The organism is Brevundimonas sp. GW821-FHT09G01 (genome assembly GCF_059416065.1).
On sequence record NZ_JBWKOL010000002.1, the window covers coordinates 225,194 to 245,411 of the forward strand.

Consider the following 20,218-nt stretch of genomic DNA (forward strand, 5'->3'; position numbering starts at 1 on the left):
TTCAGTGCGACGCCAAGACGGCGTCAGGATTGGGGGTGCGGCGTTCGTCGCTGATGATGACGCCGTCCTCGATGTGGATGACCCGGTCGGCCCAGGCCTCGAGGCGGGGGTCGTGGGTCACGCAGATGACGGCGGCGCCGTGTTCGGTGGCGGCGCGGCGCAGCAGGCGGATGACCACCTGGCCGTTCTCGCCGTCCAGCGCCGATGTGGGTTCGTCGGCGAACAGGATCTTCGGATCCTTGGCGAGCGCGCGGGCGATGGCCACGCGCTGCTTCTCGCCGCCCGACAGGGCCGACGGCCGCTGGTGCAGGCGATGGCCGAGGCCGACCTCCTCCAGCGCCAGCTTGGCGCGTTTGGTGGCGTCGCCCTTGGACAGCCCCTGGAACTTCAGGACGATCTCGACCTGCTGCAGCGCCGACAGCGCCGGGAACAGGTTGAAGCCCTGGAAGATGAAGCCGCAGTGGTCCAGCCGGAAGCGGTCGATCCGTCCCGAGGAGAAGCTCCACAGGTCGTCCACGTCGAGGGCGTCCACCCGCCCCTTCTCGGGACGGAGCAGGCCGGACAGGGCGGCGATCAGGGTCGACTTGCCCGAGCCCGACGGTCCCATGACCATGGTCAGGTCGCCGTGGCGGGCGTCGAAATCCACGCCCTTCAGCACTTCGACGAAGCTTTTGCCGGACTTGAACCGCTTGACCAGGCCCTTGGCCTCGATGGCGAAGTCGCCGTGTTTTCCGTGAACCTTGGTGTGACTGTTCATCGCAGCAGGTCCGCGGGTTGGCTGTTCTTGAGGATGCCGAGCGAGAGCAGTCCCGAGAGCATGGCGATGATGATCAGGCCGCCGCCCACGATGATCAGCAGCGGGATCGGCAGGGCGATGATGACGGCGTTGGACAGGGCCAGAAGCTGCACCAGCCAGGTCAGGAAGATGGCGGCGATGACGCCGACGCAGCCGACCCAGAAACTCAGTTCCATGACGATGCGGCGCAGGCTCCCCATGCCCACGCCCAGGGCGCGCAGCGAGGCGAACTCCTTGATGTTGGCCATGATGGCGCCGCGCAGGGTCTGCCAGGTGATGGCGACGCCGATGATGGTGCCCAGCACCACGCAGCCGCCGATGATGATGACCAGGATGCCTTCTTCGAACATCGCGCCGGCGTTGGCGTCAGCCAGCTGCTGGCGGGTCCAGGCCTTCCACTGGCCGTCGCCCTGGACGTTCAGCTCATTGGCGACGCGCTGGGCCTGGGTCGGATCGGACAGCTTGATCATCAGCGGGCCGACGCGCGGACCGGTATCGGCCTGGCCCACCATGCGCAGGGTGTCGCGCGACATGATGATGGTCGCCTGCATCATGTTGGGATAGCCGCGGGTGATCCCGACGACCGTGACGGTCTGGCCGTTGTACAGGGCCTTGTCGCCCAGCTTGACGCCCAGCTTGCGCGTGGCGGTCTCGTCGATGGCGACCGTGTAGGGCTGACGCAGGGCGTCGACCAGTTCCTGGGAATAGTCGGTCGGGATGGTCACGGACCCCGGCGTCGTGTCGATGATGCTGGCCTGGACGAACTCCTGACGCGGCGCGCCCATCTTGGCGCGATCGGCCTGCGACATGGTCGGATCGACGTTCTTGACCGACTGGAAGGAGCCGCCGGCGCCGTCCAGCGGCTGGACCTCGACCACGGCCGGATTGCGGTAGGCCAGCGGGATGAAGCGGCGCGGCACGCCCGACGGTCCGCCCATCAGGCTCTTGGCGCCGGGCTGCATGATGATGATGTCGGCGCTGGAGCGCTCGATGGTCGCGGTGAAGCCCTTGCCGATGCCGATGAAGACGCCGGTCATGGCCAACACCAGCAGGCCGGAAAGGGCGAGCGCCATCACCGCCGCCATGTAGCGGCGCCACTCGTACAGAAGGGTTGAAAGTGCGAGCGACATGAAATCAGCGGGTCCCGGACGTTGCCCGCTATGTGACGACGCCCAAGGTTGTGGCCAAGTTAAATCGGGGTAAGGCGAGCGCCGATATGAAACGGCGGCGACGGGAAACCGTGGACGACCGCGTTGCACAGGCGCTAGTTACCCGCACCAGGCCGGGGGCCGGCCCAAGGGAGAAATGCCAAAATGATGTTCCGTTCGTTGCGCGCCGCTGTTCAGGCGACCGCGTCCATCATCGCCGTGGGCGGCGTTATGGCGATCATGGCCACGCCGTCGGCCGCCAAGGCCGATGAAGGCATGTGGACCTTCGACAACTTCCCGATCGCGACGGTGAACCAGCGCTACGGCACCCGCATTGATCAGGCGTGGCTGGATCGCGTGCGCAACGCCTCGGTCCGCATCCAGGGCTGCTCGGCCTCCTTCGTTTCGCCGGAAGGCCTGATCCTGACCAACTGGCACTGCGTGGTCGGCTGCTCGCAGGAGCTGTCCACCCCGACGCAGGACCTCGTGAAGAACGGCTTCACGGCGGCGACCCGCGAGGAAGAGCGCCGCTGCCCCGGCCAGACCGCCGAAGTCCTGACCGAGATCGTCGACGTCACCGACCGCGTGCTGGGCGCCGGCCAGGGCCTGGAAGGCGCGGCCTTCAACGCCGCCCGCTCGGCCGAGATCAACAAGATCCAGACCGAAGCCTGCGCGGGCGACGCCAAGTTCAACTGCCAGGTCATCAGCTTCTACCGCGGCGGCAAATACGCCCTGTACAAGTTCCGCAAGTACGACGATGTCCGCCTGGTGTTCGCGCCTGAAAACCAGGCCGCCTTCTTCGGTGGGGACCCCGACAACTTCAACTTCCCGCGCTACGCCCTGGATGCGGGCTTCCTGCGCGCCTACGAGGACGGCAAGCCGGTCAACGTCGGCCAGAACTATCTGCGCTGGAACCCGAACGCCCCGGCCGAGGGTGACGTGACCTTCGTGTCCGGCAACCCGGGCACCACCCAGCGCCTGCTGACCATGAGCCAGCTGGAGCGCCTGCGCGACCAGCAGCTGCCGGTCACCCTGATCCAGAACTCGGAACTGCGCGGCCGCCTGCTCGAATATTCGCTGACCGGCGACGAGGCCAAGCGCGTGTCGTTCGATCCGGTGTTCGGCCTGGAGAACAGCTTCAAGGTCTACTACGGCCAGCAAGGCGCCCTGACCGATCCGGCCTTCATGGCCCGCAAGCGGGAAGAAGAGACCGAGCTGCGCGCCCGCGTCGCCGCCGACCCGTCGCTGGTCCAGCGCATCGGCGATCCGTGGGCCGACCTGGAGCGCGTGCAGGCCACCGCCCGCGACCTCTACCTGCCCGTCCGCCAGCTGGAGCAATCGGCCGGCGGCGGCTCGCAACTGTACGCCTACGCCAAGGCCCTGGTCCGCGCGTCCAAGAACACCACCATGACCGCCGAGCAGCGCACCCGGATGGCGGCGACGATCTCGGCCGAAACGCCGATCTATGTGGATATGGAAGAAATCCGCATGCGCTACTGGCTGTCGAAGACGCGGGAGTACCTGACGGTCGACAATCCGCAGGTGAAGGCGATGCTGGGCCGCGAGAGCCCGGAAGCCCTGGCCGAGCGCCTGATCACCGGCACCAAGCTGGCGGATCCGGCCTTCCGCGCCCAGGCCGCGACCATGACGACCGAGCAACTGGCCGCAGCCGATCCGCTGCTGGCCTTCGTCGTCGCCAATGACGACGCCGCCAAGGCGATCGGCGACCGCTGGAACGCCGAGGTCAACGCCCCGACGGCCCGCGCCGCCGAGAAGGTCGCCCAGGCCCGCTTCGCGGTCTACGGCACCAACCTGTATCCGGACGCGACCTTCAGCCTGCGCCTGTCCTTCGGCAAGATCGAAGGCTGGAGCTACCGCGGCGTGACCGTGCCGCCGTTCACCTACATGGGCGGCCTGTACGAACGGGCCACGGGCGCCGAGCCGTTCAACGCGGCCCAGGCCTTCATCGACAACGAGAGCCGGGTGAACAAGTCGGTGGTCTATGACTTCTCGTCGACCAACGACATCATCGGCGGCAACTCGGGCTCGCCCGTGATCAACGCCGCCGGCGAAGTGATCGGCGCCGCCTTCGACGGCAACATCCACTCGCTGGGCGGCTCGTTCGGCTACGACGGCGAGCTGAACCGGACCGTCTCCGTCTCGACCGCGGCGATCACCGAAGCGCTGCGCAACATCTACCCGAACCCGCGCCTGCTTCAGGAGCTGGGGGTCGATCAACCGCAGCGTCGCCGCCGCTAAGTCCGGCGCGACACCGCAACGCCTTCGAGAGGGGCCGTCCGGACTTGCCGGGCGGCCCCTTCTGGTTTCATGGTCCGCCGCAAATGAGGGCGCACGCCGCCCGCCCGGAGTCCGTTTTCATGCGTCATCTCACCCCCGCCGTCGCCGCCGCCCTTCTGACCCTCGCCGCAGGCTCCGCCGCCCAGGCGGAAGAAGGCATGTGGACGTTCGACAACTTCCCCATCGCGCGGGCCAACCAGACGCTGGGCACCCATATCGACCAGGCGTGGCTGGACCGGGTGCGGCTGTCGTCGGTGAAGTTCGGCGGCTGTTCGGCGGGCCTGGTGTCGGGCGAAGGCCTGGTGATGACCAACAATCACTGCGTCGCCACCTGCATCGCCAACCTGTCGACGCAGGCGATCAACTACGCCGAGACCGGCTTTACCCCGCGCAGCCGGGAAGAGGAGCTGAAATGCCCCGGCGGCAGCGCGGAGATCCTGACCGACATCACCGACGTGACCGAGCGGATGCACGCCGTCGGCGCCGGCCTGTCGGGCCAGGCCTTCACCCGCGCCCGTGACGCGGAAGCGGGCCGGATCGAGCAGGAGGCCTGCGCCGGCGATCCCAACAAGCGCTGCCAGGTGGTGACCCTGTATCGGGGCGGTCAGTTCAAGCTCTACACGTACAAGAAATACTCGGACGTCCGCCTGGCCTTCGCGCCGGAGGACCGGGCCGCGACCTTCGGCGGCGATCTGGACAACTTCAGCTTCCCGCGCTTCGCCATCGATGCGGCCTTCATCCGCCTGTACGAGAACGGCGCCCCGGCGGCGACGCCGACCCACTTCACCTGGAAGGCTGATCGTCCGGTCGAGGGCACGCCGGTGTTCGTTTCGGGCAGCCCCGGCGCGACCCAGCGCCTGCTGACGCAGGACCAGCTGTTCAGCGTGCGCGACGTCGTCCTGCCGATGGACCAGCTGATCGCGTCCGAGCTGCGCGGCCGCCTGATCCGCTACTCCGAAGAGGGCGAGCGCCAGGCCTTCGAAGCCATGGATCCGATCGTCGGCCTGGAGAACACCTACAAGCGCGGCCTGGGCCGGATGCGGGCGCTGACCGATCCGTCGTTCATGGCCATGAAGGCCGAGCAGGAAGCCGACTTCCGCGGCCGCGCCGAGGCCGGCGTCGGCGCCGACAATCCCTGGACCACGCTGAGCGGCGTGCAGCCGATCCTGCGGGAGAGCTATCCGGCCTACGCCCTGCTGGAAGGCACGACCGGCATCGGCACCACGCCGGTGGCTGGCGGATCCCAGCTGTTCCTGTGGGCGCGGACCATCGTGCGCGGCGCGCAGGAGCGCGGCAAGCCGTCGGCCGAGCGCCTGCCCGAGTTCGCCGACAGCCGTCTGGCGGCGGTGCAGACCGGCCTGTTCGCCGAACGTCCGGTCTATCCCGGCCTCGAGCAGGTCCGCATGGAATGGTGGCTGTCCAAGACCCGCGAGTGGCTGACGGTCGATCATCCGGCGGTGCGCGGCCTGCTGGGCGCCGAGTCGCCGGAAGGCCTGTCGGCGCGCCTGATCGAAGGCACGACCCTGGCCGACCCCGCCGTTCGCCGCGCGCTGTGGGAGGGCGGCCTCGCCGCCGTCGAGGCGTCGAACGATCCGCTGATCAAATACCTGCTGTCGATCCAGGACGAGACCCGCGCCGCCCGCTCGGACTGGGAGGCCCGGGTCCAGGCTCCGACCGACCGCGCCTCGGAACGCCTGGCCGCCCTGCGCTTCCAGACCTACGGCGACGCCGTCTATCCGGACGCCACCGGCACCCTGCGTCTGACCTACGGCAAGATCGAAGGGTCGGACGTGCCGGGCCAGCGGTTCGGCGCCTTCACCACCTTCAGCGGGCTGTGGGACCGGGCGACCGGCGCCGCGCCGTTCGACTTGGCTCCGAAGCTCCTGGCCGCGCGTGACCGCATCGACGGTTCGACCGTGCTGAACATGACGGTGTCGTCGGACACCATCGGCGGCTCGTCGGGTTCGCCGATCGTCACGGCGGCGGGAGAGATCGTGGGCGCGAACTTCGACTCCACCGTCCTGACCCAGCGCAACGCCTACGGCTACGACCGCAACGTCAACCGCTCGGTCATCGTGACCACCGGCGCGGTGACCACCGCCCTGCGGGACGTCTACGGCATGGACGGGCTGGTGCGGGAACTGGGCGTTCGGTGAGGCTTCTCCCTCCCCTTCATGGGGAGGGATGTCGACGCGAAGCGGCGACAGGGTGGGGTGCGTTTGGCATTCCCCACCCGGCTTCGCTGCGCTCAGCCACCCTCCCCACTTCGGGGGAGGGAGACCTTCAGAGCTGGCTCATCTTCTGCTGGGCCTTCGAGAAATACTGCCAGCCGGTCCACAGGGTGACGCCGGCGGCGACCCAGGTCAGGACGACCGCGAAGGTCTCGAAATGGGTCTGCCATTCCGGGGCGGTGCCGTCCGGGCTGGTCAGGCCGAAAGCGTCCCACAGCAGGGTCAGTTGCAGGGCGCCCAGCGCCAGCATCTGCAGCAGGGTCTTCCACTTGGCCAGCAGGGTGACCGGCAGCTTGACCTTGCCCGCCACGGTCTCGCGCAGGGCCGAAACCGCGAACTCGCGGAACAGGATCAGGCCGCAGGGAATGGCGATGCCCGGCAGCGAACCGGACGCCAGCACGCCCAGGATCGCTCCGGTGATCAGCACCTTGTCGGCGATCGGATCCAGGATGGCGCCCCAGCGGGTCGTGGCGTGCCAGCGGCGCGCCAGGAAGCCGTCGACCCAGTCGGTCGAGGCGGCGACGGCGTAGATCCAGAAGGCCCAGACGCCGAAGCTGAGCTGCTGCTCGGGCGACAGGAAGCCGTCCATGAAGCCCGGGGCCGCGCCCGCCAGCATGAGGAACATCACCACGCCCGCGGCGAGGCGCAGGCCGGTCAGGATGTTGGGGATGGGATTGGCGTGAGGGGTGGGGGTCATCGCGGCTTTCCGAAAACAGGTGTCCGGTGTGCCACGCTTCGTCGGACGAGGCGAGGCGTCACAAGGGGCTTCAGTCCAGGGGCTCGAACCGCCCCGGTCCCTTCAACGCGCGAAGCACGCCGTCGGCGATGCCGAAATGCAGGCCGCTCAGCGTCAGGGTTCCCGCCGCCTCGCGCTCTGCGATCCACGGGAAGGTGCGCAGGTTGTCCAGCGACAGGCGGACCACCGCCTCCTCCGCCGCCTGCTCCCGCTCCGCCGGAGCGACCTCCTCGCAGACGCGGCGCACGACGGGCGCGCCCTGCGCGACCCAGGGCGCGACGAAGTCCCGCACATTGTCGGGCGCGCCGTGGATCATGGCGTTGACCCCGCCGCAGGAGGCATGGCCCATGACGACGATGCGCGACACGTTCAGCACCTTCACCCCGAACTCCAGCGCCGCCGAGACGCCGTGCAGGTGGCCGTCGGGCTGATAGGGCGGGACCAGGTTGGCGACGTTGCGCACCACGAACAGCTGGCCCGGCGCGGTATCGAAGATCAGGGCCGGATCGGCGCGGCTGTCGGAACAGGCGACGATCAGGGTGTGCGGCTTTTGGCCCTTTGCGAGAGCCTCGTATTCGGCGCGGGCCTCGGGCCAGCGTTCTTCACGGAAGCGGCGATAGCCGGAAGCCAGTTCGTCGGTCATGACGCCCGTATAAGCATTCCTGCGCCGTTAGGGGAGATGCCCTCGCCCGCCGCGAGGAGAGGTCGCGCGGCGGGCTGCAGGGGTCACAGATTCGGAGCCAGCTGCTGCAGTTGAAGGCTGACCAGCATCACGCCGCTGTCCGCGTCACCGGCCACCCGGCCCCAGCCGGACGAAGTGCCCATCTCGTAAAGCTTGGGGGGGCTGCCCGCCGCACCGACACCCATCAGTCCGATCACGAACATGCCGTAGTCGTACCAGTAGGACGACACGGGCTTCATCTCGCCGCCCTGGGTGGCGGTGTACAGCATGGAGCCGTCGGGGTTGACCTGCAGGGCCGGGGTATAGGGGTAGTGCAGAAGGCCGCCGTGGTGCTCAACCGCCCCCTGTTGATAGTAGGTCCCGGTCCAGAGCGGCAGCAGAACCGGCCCGAACGGCGTGGTCCCTTTCACCTGAGCGCCGTACAGCGCGCCGCTCAGGCTGACCCCCGATGAGGTGCTGCTGAAGGCGAGGGTGGCCGCAGCGCCGCCTTGGCCATCGGAGACGGTCAGGGTCGTGCCGTCGAAGCTCGCCCCGGCGCCGATCTCGAACTTGTTGGACGTTACGCCGTCCGGGCAGAGGGTGATGGTGCCGAAATATTGCGACTGACCGCCTGTCGGCGACGCCGTCCAGACTTCATGGGTATCGACCATGACGAAGGCGTTGGTCATCGCGTCCACGACATAGAAGCCCGTGTACGGAATAAGCGCCTGCGCCTGAGAGGTTTGACCGGGTGCACTCGACATCTGAGAGGGTCCAATTCCGACGGTTCAATGGAGCGTGACAGCCACGATCCGCCGCTCAAGAAACAGACTGAAGAACACCGGTCAATGACCTATGGTGGTATCTGTATATAATTTCGATCCCTGCGGGAGCGACGGTCATCGCCCCGCACCTCGTATCGGGCCGCGCCTCGATCTAGCGGTTCGCCTCGGGATGGAAGAAACCGTGGATGCGTTCGGCCAGCGCCTGGCTGACGCCCTCGACCTGGATCAGGTCGGCGACCGACGCCCGACCGACGCCCTTGGCCGAACCGAAGGCGTGCAGAAGCGCCTTCTTGCGGCCGGGGCCGATGCCCTCGATCTCGTCGAGCGGGTTCTTCTTGATGTCCATGGAGCGCCGCTTGGCGTGGGCGCCGTTGGCGAAACGGTGCGCCTCGTCGCGCAGGCGCTGAATGTAATAGAGCGCCGGCGACTTCAGCGGCATCATGAAGGGCGCCTTGCCCGGCATGAAGAAATGCTCCTTGCCCGCGTCGCGGTCCGGCCCCTTGGCCACGCCGACGGCGAGGATGTCGTCCAGCCCCAGATCGGCCAGAACCGCCTGCACCTCGGCCAGTTGGCCGGCCCCGCCGTCGATCAGCAACAGGTCGGGGCGTTCGACCTCCTCGCCCTCATCCTCGTCCTTGACCAGGCGGGTGAAGCGTCGCCGCATGACCTCGCGCATCATGCCGTAGTCGTCGCCGGGGGTGAGGTCTTCGCCCCGGATGTTGAACTTGCGGTACTGGTTCTTGCGGAAGCCCTCGGGTCCGGCGACGACCATGCCGCCCACGGCGTTGGTCCCGGAGATGTGGGCGTTGTCGTAGATCTCGATCCGCTCGGGGCGCGAATCCAGCCCGAAGGCCTCGCAAACCTCGTCCAGGATCTTCGACTGGGCCGAGCTCTCCGCCATCTTGCGGCCCAGCGCCTCGCGGGCGTTGGTCAGGGCGTGATCGACCAGCGCCCTGCGGTCGCCCCGGGCGGGCTTCTCGATGCTGACGACGCGGCGGCCGTCGACGATACGGGCCTTCATCGAGAAGGCCTCTTCCAGCAGTTCCTTCTCGAACGGGACGACGTTGGACAGGATCTGACGCGGGACCGGCTTGTCCTCGTAGAACTGGCCCAGGAAGGCGGCGAGGATTTCTGGATCGGTGTCGGTCTTGTCCACGCGCGGGAAGTAGGCGCGCCCGCCCCAGTTCTGGCCGCCGCGATAGAAGAAGACCTGCACGCAGGCCTGCCCGCCGTCGGAATGCAGGGCGAAGACGTCGGCCTCGGCCACACCCTCGGCGCTGACGGAGTTCTCCATCGAGATGGCCGAGAGGGCGCGGATACGATCGCGGACGCGGGCGGCCTGTTCGAAGTCCATGTCGTCGGACGCGGCCTGCATCTCCTTGGACAGGCGGCCGATGACCGCGCGCGACTTGCCGCGCAGGAACTGTTCGGCCTCGCTGACCAGCTCGCCGTAATCCTCCAGGCTGATCAGGCCCGTACAGGGGGCCGAACAGCGCTTGATCTGGTGCAGCATGCACGGCCGGGTGCGGGTCTCGTAGACGCTGTCTGAGCACGACCGGAGCAGGAAGGCCTTTTGCAGGGTGGTCAGGGTCCGGTTCACCGCCCAGGTCGAAGCGAAGGGGCCGAAATAGTCGCCCTTGATGGTGTGGGCGCCGCGATGCTTGCGGACCTGGGGGGCGCGGTGGTCGCGGCGGATCATCAGCTCGGCGAACGACTTGTCGTCGCGCAGGACGACGTTGAACCGCGGCTTCAGCTTCTTGATGAAGTTGGATTCCAGCAGCAGGGCCTCGGTCTCGGACGCCGTGACCACCAGCTCCATCGAGCGGGTGAGAGAGACCATCAGGCCGATGCGCTGGGTGTGGAACCGGCCCTGCGCGTACTGGAGGATGCGCTTCTTCAGCGACCGCGCCTTGCCGACGTACAGGCAGGCGCCGTCCTCGCCGTACATCCGGTAGACGCCGGGCTTGTCCGGCGCGCGACGGGCTTCGTCGCGGATCAGGTCGGCGGCGCTCAGGGGCGACTCCGGGAGCGGCGAATCAGTCGTGGGCGTCTCCTCGGTCATCGGAAGCAATATAGGCGTCCCAGCGCCGCCGCGAAGCGTCAGCAGCCGGTCTAGAAGCGCCGGACCATCAGGACGCCGCCGATGACCAGGGCCACCCCGGCCAGTCGGCCCAGGCTGATCGGGTGCTGGGGCGCGCCGAAGGCGCCGATCTGATCCAGGATCAGGCCGATCAGCAGTTGGCCGGCGACCATCAGGGTGATGGTCAGGGCGACGCCGAGACGCGGCACGCCCCAGGCCGCCGCGACCACGAAGATCGCGCCGTACAGCCCCCCGATCCAGGCGTACCAGGGCAGGCCGCGCGCGGCGGCCATGTCCGGCTTGGTCTGCAGGATCACCGCCATGACGCCCAGCGCCGCCGTTCCCACCGCGAACGACACGAAGGCGGCGTTCACGGGCGACCCGACGGCGGTCATCATCTTCGCGTTGGTCGGGGCCTGAAGCGCGGTGGCGCCCCCCGCAAGGACGACGGCGATCATGGAAAGCAGCATCGGGTTCATGTTGTCTGGCTACCACCTCCCGATGCGACGCGCACCGGTCGTCAGCGGTCGAGCATGAAGCGCGCGGCGCGCTCGCCTTCCGCATCGCCCGCCTTGCCGAAGTCGACATTGATGTCGCGGTGGCTGTCACCCGGAGCGGCGACCACCTCGGCCCGGCCGCCCGCGCGGATCAAGGCGGCGGCCAGAGCCTCGCTCTGACGCTTCGAATCGGCGCGGCTCGCGATGTGGAAGATCAGATAGGGCGGATAGGTCACGCCGGACCGGATCAGCAGGATCGGCGACAGCTCCGCGGCCTGATCGCCGAAGGCGGCGCCGTACAGATCGCCCAGCAGCCGCCCGCCCCGATCGCCGGTGGCGTCATAGCCCGCGCCGTCCAGCAGGATGATGCCCGCCAGGTCCGACGGCTGCAGCCCCTGCCCGGCCAGGTAGGCCGGATCGGCCCCGACCAGCGCGGCCAGATGAGCCCCGGCGGAATGGCCGATCAGGAACAACGGGCGCCCCGGATGGGTGCGTTTCAGTCCCGCGACGGCGGCGGCCACGTCCTGCGCCTGCTCGCGCGGCGTCACCTGCGGGACCAGCCGGTAGCCGATGGAGGCGAACGTCAGACCGTGACGGCGGGCGTACTCCGGCAGGCCGTGCACCATGCTCCGGTCGCCCCTCGACCAGCCGCCTCCATGGATGAAGGCCAGAACAGGCCCGGTATCCGGACCGCCGCTGTAGAGGTCATAGGCCTGCTGCGGATCGGGCCCGGTCGAGATCGAAAGGTGCGGTGCGTCGGAGGCGCCGTCCCCCCGCCCTCGGCGGCGACCGAGCAGTCGAGGACGATCCTGCGCAGCGGCGGCCCCGGCGGCGAAGGTGGCGGCCATACCCGCGATCAGGGCCGCGCGGCGATCCAGTTCACGCATAGATGTGTCTCCCTAAGCCCCCGAGGGTTTTCAACGCCAAGCTTGACCTCTTTCCGTCGTCACCAGTGCGGCGTGGCCTCGTTCGCGCCGAACACCTCCGCCAGCCGGGTCCGGGTGGCGCGATGGGTGTCCTCAGGCAGGGCGGCGGGGTCGAACCAGCCGATGTCGGCGATCTCGCCGTGGCTGGAGCGGTCGGTCAGGGTGAAGCGGTCGATACGGTAGACCAGCACATGATCGCCGCGGAAATAGCGTTCGTTGGAATGGGCGCTGACCAGGATCGGCCGCCCTTCGACGATCAGCCCGGCCTCCTCGCGCATCTCGCGGATCAGGGCGTCCTCGGCGGTCTGGCCGCGCTCGACCCCGCCGCCGGGCAGCCACCAGCCGTGGACATAGGTGTGCTTGACCAGCAGCACCCGCCCCTCGCCGTCCACCGCGACGCCCCGCACGCCCAGGGTCATGCCCCGGCTGGCGCGGGCGAAGGCGAAGAACAGGGGCCGGGTGAAGGGCTCGATGCGGGCGCGCCACGTCGTCATGCGGCGACGATACGCCCTGATGCATCCTTGAACAGCGAGGCACGCCGCTTTATTGCCGGTCGCATCAAGGAGCTTCCCATGCTGGCCCTCTACATCATCTTCGGTTTCATCGCCGTCCTCGCCCTCATCAACTTCGTCGAGTTCGGCCGGGTTGACTAAGTCCGCCGCCGATCGCGGCGCCGCGCTGGTCACCGGCGGCGGCAAGCGGATCGGAAAGGCGATCTGTCTGGAGCTGGCGCGCGCCGGCTTCGACATCGTGATCCACTATCGCGGGTCGAAGGAGGCGGCTGAGGCCGTGGCCGAAGAGGTGCGCGCCCTGGGTCGCCGGGCGGCCGTCGTCCACGGCGACCTGTCGGTCGAGGCCGAGGTGCGCGGGATCGTTCCCGCCGCCGCCGAGGCCATCGGTCCGCTGGCCGTGCTGGTCAACAACGCCTCCATCTTCGAGGACGATCGGGTCGGGACGCTGGGGCGCGAGACCTGGGACGCGCATATCGAGACCAATCTGCGGGCGCCCGTGGTGCTGGCCGAGGCCTTCGCGGCCCAGGCGCCGGACGGCGGCTGCATCATCAACCTGCTGGACCAGCGGGTGCTGAAACCCGATCCCCGCTTCTTCTCCTACGCCCTGTCGCGCAACGGCCTGTGGTGGGCGACGCGGACGATGGCGCAGGCGCTGGCGCCGCGTATTCGCGTCAACGGCGTGGGCCCCGGTCCGACCCTGCCCTCCATCCATCAAAGCCCCGAAGATTTCGCCGCCGAGGCCGCCGCCGTGCCGCTGGAACGGGCGGGCAGCCCCGAAGCCGTGGCCGCAGCGGTGCGCTGGCTGGTTGAAGCCGACCTCGTGACGGGCCAGATGATCGCTGTCGACGGGGGCCAGCACCTGGCCTGGCGAACCCCGGACATTGTGGAGTAGCCCGTGGCCGCACCGTCTCCCCTGCCCTTCCCCGCCCCTGGCGCGCCGGTCCGCGAGGGGCTGACCGTCTTCGTCAAAGGGCTGGAGGTCGCCGCCGGCATCGGCGTCTACGACCATGAACAGGGCCGGCTGCAGCGGCTGGTCATCGATGTGACGCTGGATCTGACGCCCGCACCGATCGAGCGGCTGAGCGACACCATCAACTACGAGACCGTGGCCGAGGCCGCGCGCGCCATCGTCGCCGAGGGCCACGTGGGCCTGGTCGAGACCTTCGCCGAACGGCTGGCCGTGGCCATGCTTGGGGATGCGCGCGTGCGGCGCTGCACCGTGCGGGTCGAGAAGCCGGGCGCCCTGGGCGGCGACGAGGTTCCGGGCTGCGAACTGGTGATGAGCCGCTAGTCTCCGGACTCTGGCGGTTGCGCCCCGCGAGCCGGACCGTCATACCTGAGGACGGACTCGAAGGACCCCCGATGGCCGAACCCGGCGATCCCCAACACCCTGATGATCATGATGATCATGTCGGCTTCGCCTCAGCGGCGGCGCTCGAGGGCCGTCCGCGCGACGTGACGCCGGAGCCCGAGCCCACGCCCGAACCGGAGCCGGAACCGGAACCCCAGGCGGCTCCGCAGCCGGAACCCGAACCCGATCTGTTCGATCCTCCGCCCCTCCGTGCGAAGCCCCCGGAGCCGGCGACGCCCGACCGGCGCCCGGCCTCCGCCGATTCGATCTTCGAGGCCTCGCCCGACTTCACCGGCCATTCGCGTTCGCGCGCCGCGCCGGTCAAGGACCCGCCCGGCGGCATGGGCCTGTACGCCGTCTACGCCCTGATCCTGCTGGCCGTGCCGACGCTGGGCGCTTCGGCGGTGATCGCCCTGTTCGCCGTGACCGGACGGCCCGGTCCGGACGACGCCCTGGCGCGGTCGCACTTCATCTATCAGCAGCGGACCCTGTGGGCCGCGGCGGTGGCGGTCGTGGCGGGGGTGATCCTGCTGGCGGCGCCCTTCGCCCTGGGCGTGCCCATCCTGTTCCTGGCGGCGCTGTGGGTCGTGCTGCGCGGCGCCACCGGCGTCTGGAACCTGAAATCAGGCCGCTCCATTTCCAGCCCACGAAGCTGGTGGATCTGAAAGAGAGACAACCCGATGTCGCATGTGCCCCCTCAGGATTCTGACACGCCGCGCTTTGACAGCGGAAGCGGCGACGGCGGCAGGGTTCCGGCGCTGATCACCTGGGCCCTCTACATCCTGTCCATTCCGAGCGCGAACATCCTGGTGCTGGTCGGCCTGGTGGTCGCCTACGCCTCGCGCGACACCGCCACCGGCCTCTCGCGCGACCATCTGGATGCGCAGATCAAGCTGTTCTGGTCGGTCTTCTGGTGGACGATCGGCTGCTGGATCGGGTTGGCGGTCAGCGCGGTGCTGTCGATGATCTTGGTGGGCATTCCCTTCCTGATCCTCTTCGGCATCCTGTGGCTGCTGATCACCGTCTGGTTCACGGTGAAGAGCATCCTCGGCCTGCTGAACCTGCTCAACGACCGCGCGCCCTGAGGCGACGGAACCACGGACGTCGGCGACTCGCGGTTTTCCAGGAACGCCAGGACGGCGCGCGGATTGGGGGCATGTCGGTTCGCCGACAAGAGTCAGGAGTTCCGCATGACCACCTTTCGTGACGTTCGCGCCGAACAGCGCTTTGAACAGGGCTTCGCCGATTCCGAGGGCGAGATGCGCACGGTCTTCGCCGACTATGCGACGCAGGACGACGTCCGGGTGATCCTGCATGTCGAGGCCGATCCCGCCCTGCGGGGCGGGGGCGCGGCCGGGCGATTCATGCAGGCGTTGGCCGGCCACGCCCGCGCCGAGGGGCTGAAACTCCAACCGCGTTGCAGCTATGCGGTCCTGTGGCACCGTCGCCACCCTGAGTACGACGACGTCCTGGCCTGAGCCGCGCCCGACTGGCCTTGCGCCGGAGCCTGTGCTGGACTGCCCCGCTCAGGGGGAAGTTTTCACATGATCGTTCGCCATCTGGCCGCCGTCGCGGCCGTCTGCGTCATGGCCGCGCCCGGCATGGCCGCCGCGCAGGTCTGGAGCGACTGGAGCGAGGCCGAAGCCCGCACCCTGGTCGCCGCCGAGAACGGCGTGGTCGACGAGGTGCTGCGCCCCGATGACGGAACGCTGGAGGTCTACGCCACCTTCGACGGCTGGCTGAAGGTCCTGATCGGCGGCAAGGACTGCAACGGTCGGGGCCCGGCCCTGCGCTGCAAGGAGATGACCTTCAACGCCCTGTTCGAGATCGACGACGCCGCTCGCGCCCGGCGGCTGGAATCCGAACTGATCCACAATTTCGTGGCGGACATGGCCGATGGCGAAGACTACGTCGTCGAACGGGCGGTCGAGCTGACGGGCGGGGTCAATCTGACCAACCTCCGCGCGCAGCTGGACCGCTTCATCGGCACCTGCGAGCTGGTGACGGAAAAGGCCTGGCCGGACAAGGGCGCCGCCTCCGCCGCCCCCGGCAAGGGCCGCTAGGCGTCAGCCGCCTCCGTAGCCGCCGATGATCGGCAGAACTTCGCCGGTGATGTAGCTGGAGCACTGGCGCGAGGCGAGGAAGACGAAGGCGGGCGCGATTTCCTCGGGCTGGGCGGGACGCTTCATGACGGTCCCTGAGCCGAATTTCGAAGTCGCCTCGGCGTCTTTGTCGGCCGGGTTCAGCGGCGTCCAGACCGGCCCCGGCGCGACCACGTTCACACGGATCGCCCGAGGGGCCAGATGCGTGCCCAAGGACCGGGCGAAGGCATGGATGCCGCCCTTGGTCATCGAATAGTCCAGCAAGTCCTCGTTCCCCATGATGCCCGTGACCGAGCCGGTCATTACGATGGCCGAGCCGGGCCGCAAGTGCGGGACCGCCGCCTTCACCAGGTTGAAATAGCCGTAGAGATTGGTCTTCAGCGTCCGGTCGAAATGTTCGAACGTCAGGTCCTCCAGCGTTTCCACATGCTCCTGGAAGGCGGCGTTGGGGACGACGACATCCAGCCGCCCGAAGGCGTCGAGCGCCGATTTCACCGCCGCCGTCGCAAAGGCGGGATCCGAGACGTCGCCCTTGAGCACGATGGCCTTGCGGCCCTCGGCCTCGACGGCCTTCTTCGTATCCTCGGCGTCTCTTTCCTCGTCCAGATGACAGAGGGCGATGTCACAGCCTTCGCGGGCGAACAGGACAGCGACGGCGCGGCCGATGCCGGAATCGCCGCCCGTGATGATCGCCGCCAAACCCTCCAGCTTGCCCGAGCCCTTCCAGAAGGGCGCCTCGTACATCGGCGCGGGATCGAGCCTGAACTCCTCGCCAGGCTTGCGCTGGTGCTGTTTCGGGAACGGCGGTTCAGGGTATTTCCGCGCGCCGGCCTGGACCGCGCCCTTCTTCTCGCTATCGCCCGAGGAGCCCTTGGCGTCGATCACAGCCTGAATCTTCCGCTCCTGATCGGCGATGGTATCGGCGCGAGGTTCGAAGCGGTCATCCATGTCGATTCTCCTTCAGCTGGTGAAGGGAAAGCCGAGGGAGCGCCGACCGTTCCAGCGCATTATGGTGTTCGACCAGCCGAAGCGGCTGGAGGGAGGCGAGATGCCGGAACTGGACCTGAACACCCTGGGCGCCGCGGCGGGGCCGCTGCAGACCTGGATCCTGCCGGCCCTGCTGGGACTCGGCCTGGCCTCGGCGACGGGGCTGCGCACCTTCCTGCCGTTGCTGATGCTGGCGCTGGCGGCGAAGTTCGAGCTGTTCGGCGTGCGGCTGATCGATCAGATGGACTGGCTGGTTTCGTGGCCCGCCATCGCGGCCCTGGGCACGGCGGCCGTGGCCGAATTCGCCGGCGACAAGGTCCCGGCGGTCGACCATGCGCTGAACGCGATCGGCTATGTGACGCGACCGGTAGCCGGAGCGGTGGCGGCGGGCAGCGTGTTCTGGGCCGTGGATCCGACGACGGCGGCCATCGCCGGGGTCATCGTAGGAGCGCCCGCGGCGCTGGCCTTCAACGCCGCCCAGACCGGGGTGCGGGTCGGATCGACCGCGACCACGGCCGGGCTGGGCAATCCGGTGGTGTCCCTGATCGAGGACGTCCTGGCGGTCCTGACCGTGATCGTCGCCTTCCTCGCGCCGATCCTCATCCCGCTGGCGCTGATCGTGCTGGCGGTCATCGTCTTTCGGCTGGCCAACCGTCTGCGCGGCCGCGACGCGGGACGAGTCAGAGCGCCCGGCTGACGATCGCCTTGAGCGTCTCGGACTTGGAGGGAAGGTCAGAAGCCAGCCGCCCGGCCAGCTCACGCGCGCCCACCGGATAGGCGTCGCCGCCCTCGGCAATCTCGCGGGCCAGAGCCGCCGCCTGCATCAGGACCGCCTCCAGCGCCTCGACCTGCTCGACGGCCAGCGCACGGGCTTCCATCTGAAGCCGACGGACGCGGTCCGCCGTGGTCTCCGGCGTCCGCATCAGGTCGTAGATTTCAGCCTCGGCCTGGACGAGGCGCAGATCGGGTTGAGAAGGCGGCGAGCGCTTGGGCATGGCGGTGTCTCCTGCCAAGCCAATGCGGGCTGACTCGTCGGAGTTCCCGTCCTCACGCGGACGGATTTCACAAAAGCGGGGCTGTGGCTTTCACGCCTCAGGTGAACGCGGTCAGGCCGCGTCGTCGTGTGCCTCGAGACGCGCCTCGGCCTCGCGTACGGCGTCGGCGGCGCGATCGACGACCTCAAGGCCGGCGCCGGACTTCACCCCCTCGACGGTCAGGATGCGGCGGAAGGCGCGCGCGCCCGGCCGACCGTGCATGACGCCCAGCATGTGGCGGGTCATGTGGGCCAGGTGCACGCCCTCCTCCAGCCGCGCCCGCAGATAGGGACGGTAGCGCTCCAGCGCCTCGAAGGCGTCCACGTCGGCCCCCGCCGACCCGAACAGACGCCGGTCGGCCTGCCCCAGCAGCGCGGGCTCGTGATAGGCGGCGCGGCCCAGCATGACCCCGTCCAGCCGCACCCCGTCAGCGTCGTCAAGATGCGCTTCGGCCTCGTCGAGTGACGCTATGCCGCCGTTGATGCTGATCGACAGGTGGGGCCGCTCACGCTTCAGGCGGCGGACCAGGGCGTAGTCCAGCGGCGGAACGTCCCGGTTTTCCTTGGGCGAGAGGCCTTTCAGCCAGGCCTTGCGGGCGTGGACGATGAAGGTGTCGATCCCGACCGCTGCGCTGGCGTCCACGGTGGCGAACAGGCTGACCTCAGGGTCCTGATCGTCCACCCCGATGCGGCATTTGACGGTGGCGGGAACCGAGACCGCCTCCTTGATGGCCGCCATGCAGTCGGCGACCAGTTCCGGCTCGCGCATCAGGCAGGCGCCGAACTTGCCCGACTGGACCCGGTCAGACGGACAGCCGACGTTCAGATTGATCTCGTCATAGCCATACTGCTCGCCGATGCGGGCGGCCTCGGCCAATTGCGCGGGGTCGGAGCCGCCCAGTTGCAGGGCCACCGGATGCTCGACCGCGTCGAAACCCAGCAGCTTGTCCCGGTCGCCGTGCACCACCGCGGGCGCCGTGACCATCTCGGTATAAAGCAGCGCGCGCGCCGACATGGCGCGGTGGAAGGCGCGGCAGTGCCGGTCGGTCCAGTCCATCATCGGAGCGACGGAGAGGCGGCGGGAGAGGGCGAGCGGGTCGGACAAGCGAGACGGCCGTTTGGAAGACGAAGGCGGCGGCTTTTACGTCATCCGGACCCGGAAGGCGACCGGAGCGCTTGCACGGGGTCCTCGACAGGGCGAACCTCGGTTCCACGACAGGAGAACAGACCATGGCGGGCTGCGGACATCTGGCCACCGTGAACCGGGTCACCCCGGGATCGAAGGGCTGCGAGGAATGCCTGAAGACCGGCGGCTGGTGGGTGCATCTGCGCCTGTGCCGAAGCTGCGGCCATGTCGGCTGCTGCGACGACTCGCCCAGCCGCCACGCGACCGCGCACCATCAGGCCACCCACCATCCGATCATCGAAGGCTACGACCCGCCCGAGGGGTGGGGCTGGTGTTACGCGGACGAGGAGTTCGTCGACCTGCCCGACCAGACGCCGCAGCTCGGGCCGATCCCCAAATTCTTCTAGCCCGGCTCAGCGCCGGGCGATGGTCAGGCTGTAGCCACCGGTCTCGTCACGACGCGCCATGGCGCGAGGCTGGAAGGGCCGGATGATGTAGATCGCACCCTTCTCCGCGGTGACCGTCGCCGTCGCGCCGGCGGTCTCTCCGGCATGGACGGCGGCGCCGCTGGTGTCCGCCGCGTCGATGACGTTGATGTAGAGGTTGGTGTTCGAGGGCGCGAAGGTCGCCGTCAGGGTTTGCCCCGCCGCCACCGGGACGGCCCAGACGGTGGACTTGTAACCCTTGACCTCGCCCCTGACCGTGGTCGAACCCTCGCGCGGAAGCTCTATCACCGACAGGGTTTCATCGGGCGACAGGATGGCCTGCAGCGCCGCGGCGTCGACAGTCGGCAACGGCGCGGGCGCAGCTGCGGCCGGTTCGGCGGGCGCGGCCGGAGCTTCGGCCGGCGGCGAACAGGCGGCGACCAGGGAGAAGACGGCAAGCGAAACGGCGACGGCGGACAGCTTCGACATTCTGGGCTCCTGAAGATTGCTGCGACCCCGAGGCT

General features: G+C 68.7%; 24 protein-coding genes. 11 read left to right on the plus strand and 13 right to left on the minus strand.

From position 1 onward, the window contains the following. Nucleotide 1: 1 nt before the first annotated feature. Complete coding sequence (locus AC07NB_RS05905) at nt 2–757, minus strand: ABC transporter ATP-binding protein (protein ID WP_291834412.1); 756 nt, start codon at nt 755–757, stop codon at nt 2–4. Then, a complete protein-coding gene (locus AC07NB_RS05910) occupies nt 754–1,926 on the minus strand; it encodes an ABC transporter permease (protein ID WP_492313900.1) in 1,173 nt (390 codons plus the stop codon). The genes AC07NB_RS05905 and AC07NB_RS05910 overlap by 4 nt, the downstream gene beginning before the upstream one ends. Nucleotides 1,927–2,109: 183 nt before the next feature. On the opposite strand from AC07NB_RS05910, the gene AC07NB_RS05915 reads away from it, so the two are divergent. After that, a complete protein-coding gene (locus AC07NB_RS05915) occupies nt 2,110–4,203 on the plus strand; it encodes a S46 family peptidase (protein ID WP_492313901.1) in 2,094 nt (697 codons plus the stop codon). Nucleotides 4,204–4,322: 119 nt separating this feature from the next. Beyond that, a complete protein-coding gene (locus tag AC07NB_RS05920) occupies nt 4,323–6,398 on the plus strand; it encodes a S46 family peptidase (RefSeq protein ID WP_494571267.1) in 2,076 nt (691 codons plus the stop codon). A gap of 127 nt (nt 6,399–6,525) precedes the next feature. Here the strand turns inward: AC07NB_RS05920 and pgsA are convergent, their stop codons facing one another. The 7 genes from pgsA to AC07NB_RS05955 all read right to left on the minus strand — a co-directional run bounded on the left by pgsA (nt 6,526) and on the right by AC07NB_RS05955 (nt 12,652). Continuing rightward, complete coding sequence (pgsA, locus tag AC07NB_RS05925; RefSeq protein WP_494571268.1) at nt 6,526–7,170, minus strand: CDP-diacylglycerol--glycerol-3-phosphate 3-phosphatidyltransferase; 645 nt, start codon at nt 7,168–7,170, stop codon at nt 6,526–6,528. A gap of 70 nt (nt 7,171–7,240) precedes the next feature. Next, the gene (locus tag AC07NB_RS05930; protein WP_494571269.1) at nt 7,241–7,852 is read right to left on the minus strand and encodes a carbonic anhydrase; all 612 of its coding nucleotides are present in this window, start codon (nt 7,850–7,852) and stop codon (nt 7,241–7,243) included. Nucleotides 7,853–7,935: 83 nt separating this feature from the next. Next, nucleotides 7,936–8,634, minus strand: a complete 699-nt coding sequence (locus AC07NB_RS05935) for a hypothetical protein (protein WP_494571270.1) — start codon at nt 8,632–8,634, stop codon at nt 7,936–7,938. 172 nt (nt 8,635–8,806) lie between these two features. Further along, nucleotides 8,807–10,717, minus strand: a complete 1,911-nt coding sequence (gene uvrC / locus AC07NB_RS05940) for an excinuclease ABC subunit UvrC (protein WP_291835550.1) — start codon at nt 10,715–10,717, stop codon at nt 8,807–8,809. Nucleotides 10,718–10,767: 50 nt separating this feature from the next. Continuing rightward, on the minus strand, nt 10,768–11,214 hold the full coding sequence (locus tag AC07NB_RS05945; protein ID WP_291835525.1) for a DMT family transporter: 447 nt from the start codon (nt 11,212–11,214) through the stop codon (nt 10,768–10,770). A gap of 41 nt (nt 11,215–11,255) precedes the next feature. Beyond that, nucleotides 11,256–12,119, minus strand: coding sequence for an alpha/beta hydrolase (locus AC07NB_RS05950; protein ID WP_494571271.1), 864 nt, complete (start codon nt 12,117–12,119; stop codon nt 11,256–11,258). Nucleotides 12,120–12,178: 59 nt separating this feature from the next. Continuing rightward, nucleotides 12,179–12,652: an NUDIX domain-containing protein gene (locus AC07NB_RS05955; protein WP_494571272.1), complete on the minus strand. Its 474-nt coding sequence runs from the start codon at nt 12,650–12,652 to the stop codon at nt 12,179–12,181. Nucleotides 12,653–12,679: 27 nt separating this feature from the next. Here AC07NB_RS05955 and AC07NB_RS05960 point away from each other — a divergent pair, with 27 nt between their 5' ends. From AC07NB_RS05960 to AC07NB_RS05990, 7 genes are all read left to right on the plus strand, one after another. After that, entirely contained in the window at nt 12,680–12,811 is a 132-nt protein-coding gene (locus AC07NB_RS05960) for a hypothetical protein (protein WP_291835515.1), read from the plus strand. After that, complete coding sequence (locus AC07NB_RS05965) at nt 12,804–13,562, plus strand: SDR family oxidoreductase (protein ID WP_494571273.1); 759 nt, start codon at nt 12,804–12,806, stop codon at nt 13,560–13,562. Before AC07NB_RS05960 ends, AC07NB_RS05965 begins: the two co-directional genes overlap by 8 nt. Nucleotides 13,563–13,565: 3 nt before the next feature. Next, nucleotides 13,566–13,961: a dihydroneopterin aldolase gene (folB, locus tag AC07NB_RS05970; RefSeq protein ID WP_492313907.1), complete on the plus strand. Its 396-nt coding sequence runs from the start codon at nt 13,566–13,568 to the stop codon at nt 13,959–13,961. A gap of 71 nt (nt 13,962–14,032) precedes the next feature. Then, nucleotides 14,033–14,686 (plus strand): hypothetical protein, encoded by a 654-nt coding sequence (locus tag AC07NB_RS05975; RefSeq protein WP_494571274.1) that lies wholly within the window; start codon nt 14,033–14,035, stop codon nt 14,684–14,686. Nucleotides 14,687–14,701: 15 nt separating this feature from the next. Further along, nucleotides 14,702–15,106 (plus strand): hypothetical protein, encoded by a 405-nt coding sequence (locus tag AC07NB_RS05980; protein ID WP_291835507.1) that lies wholly within the window; start codon nt 14,702–14,704, stop codon nt 15,104–15,106. A 105-nt stretch (nt 15,107–15,211) separates the two neighbouring features. Beyond that, a complete protein-coding gene (locus tag AC07NB_RS05985) occupies nt 15,212–15,499 on the plus strand; it encodes a GNAT family N-acetyltransferase (protein WP_492313909.1) in 288 nt (95 codons plus the stop codon). A gap of 66 nt (nt 15,500–15,565) precedes the next feature. Next, entirely contained in the window at nt 15,566–16,084 is a 519-nt protein-coding gene (locus tag AC07NB_RS05990) for a hypothetical protein (protein ID WP_291840541.1), read from the plus strand. 3 nt (nt 16,085–16,087) lie between these two features. Here the strand turns inward: AC07NB_RS05990 and AC07NB_RS05995 are convergent, their stop codons facing one another. After that, entirely contained in the window at nt 16,088–17,071 is a 984-nt protein-coding gene (locus tag AC07NB_RS05995) for an SDR family oxidoreductase (protein ID WP_494571275.1), read from the minus strand. On the opposite strand from AC07NB_RS05995, the gene AC07NB_RS06000 reads away from it, so the two are divergent. Then, a complete protein-coding gene (locus AC07NB_RS06000; protein ID WP_494571276.1) occupies nt 17,070–17,807 on the plus strand; it encodes a DUF4126 domain-containing protein in 738 nt (245 codons plus the stop codon). The genes AC07NB_RS05995 and AC07NB_RS06000 overlap by 2 nt on opposite strands. Here the strand turns inward: AC07NB_RS06000 and AC07NB_RS06005 are convergent. Then, complete coding sequence (locus AC07NB_RS06005; RefSeq protein WP_291840550.1) at nt 17,791–18,105, minus strand: hypothetical protein; 315 nt, start codon at nt 18,103–18,105, stop codon at nt 17,791–17,793. The two genes, AC07NB_RS06000 and AC07NB_RS06005, sit on opposite strands and share 17 nt — an antisense overlap. A 111-nt stretch (nt 18,106–18,216) precedes the next feature. After that, nucleotides 18,217–19,248, minus strand: a complete 1,032-nt coding sequence (gene dusA / locus AC07NB_RS06010; protein WP_494571277.1) for a tRNA dihydrouridine(20/20a) synthase DusA — start codon at nt 19,246–19,248, stop codon at nt 18,217–18,219. A gap of 125 nt (nt 19,249–19,373) precedes the next feature. Between dusA and AC07NB_RS06015 the strand changes: the two genes are divergently transcribed. Then, nucleotides 19,374–19,676, plus strand: a complete 303-nt coding sequence (locus AC07NB_RS06015; RefSeq protein ID WP_494571278.1) for a UBP-type zinc finger domain-containing protein — start codon at nt 19,374–19,376, stop codon at nt 19,674–19,676. A 6-nt stretch (nt 19,677–19,682) separates the two neighbouring features. Here AC07NB_RS06015 and AC07NB_RS06020 read toward each other — a convergent pair whose 3' ends face one another. Beyond that, nucleotides 19,683–20,183 (minus strand): hypothetical protein, encoded by a 501-nt coding sequence (locus tag AC07NB_RS06020; protein ID WP_494571279.1) that lies wholly within the window; start codon nt 20,181–20,183, stop codon nt 19,683–19,685. Nucleotides 20,184–20,218 lie beyond the last annotated feature (35 nt).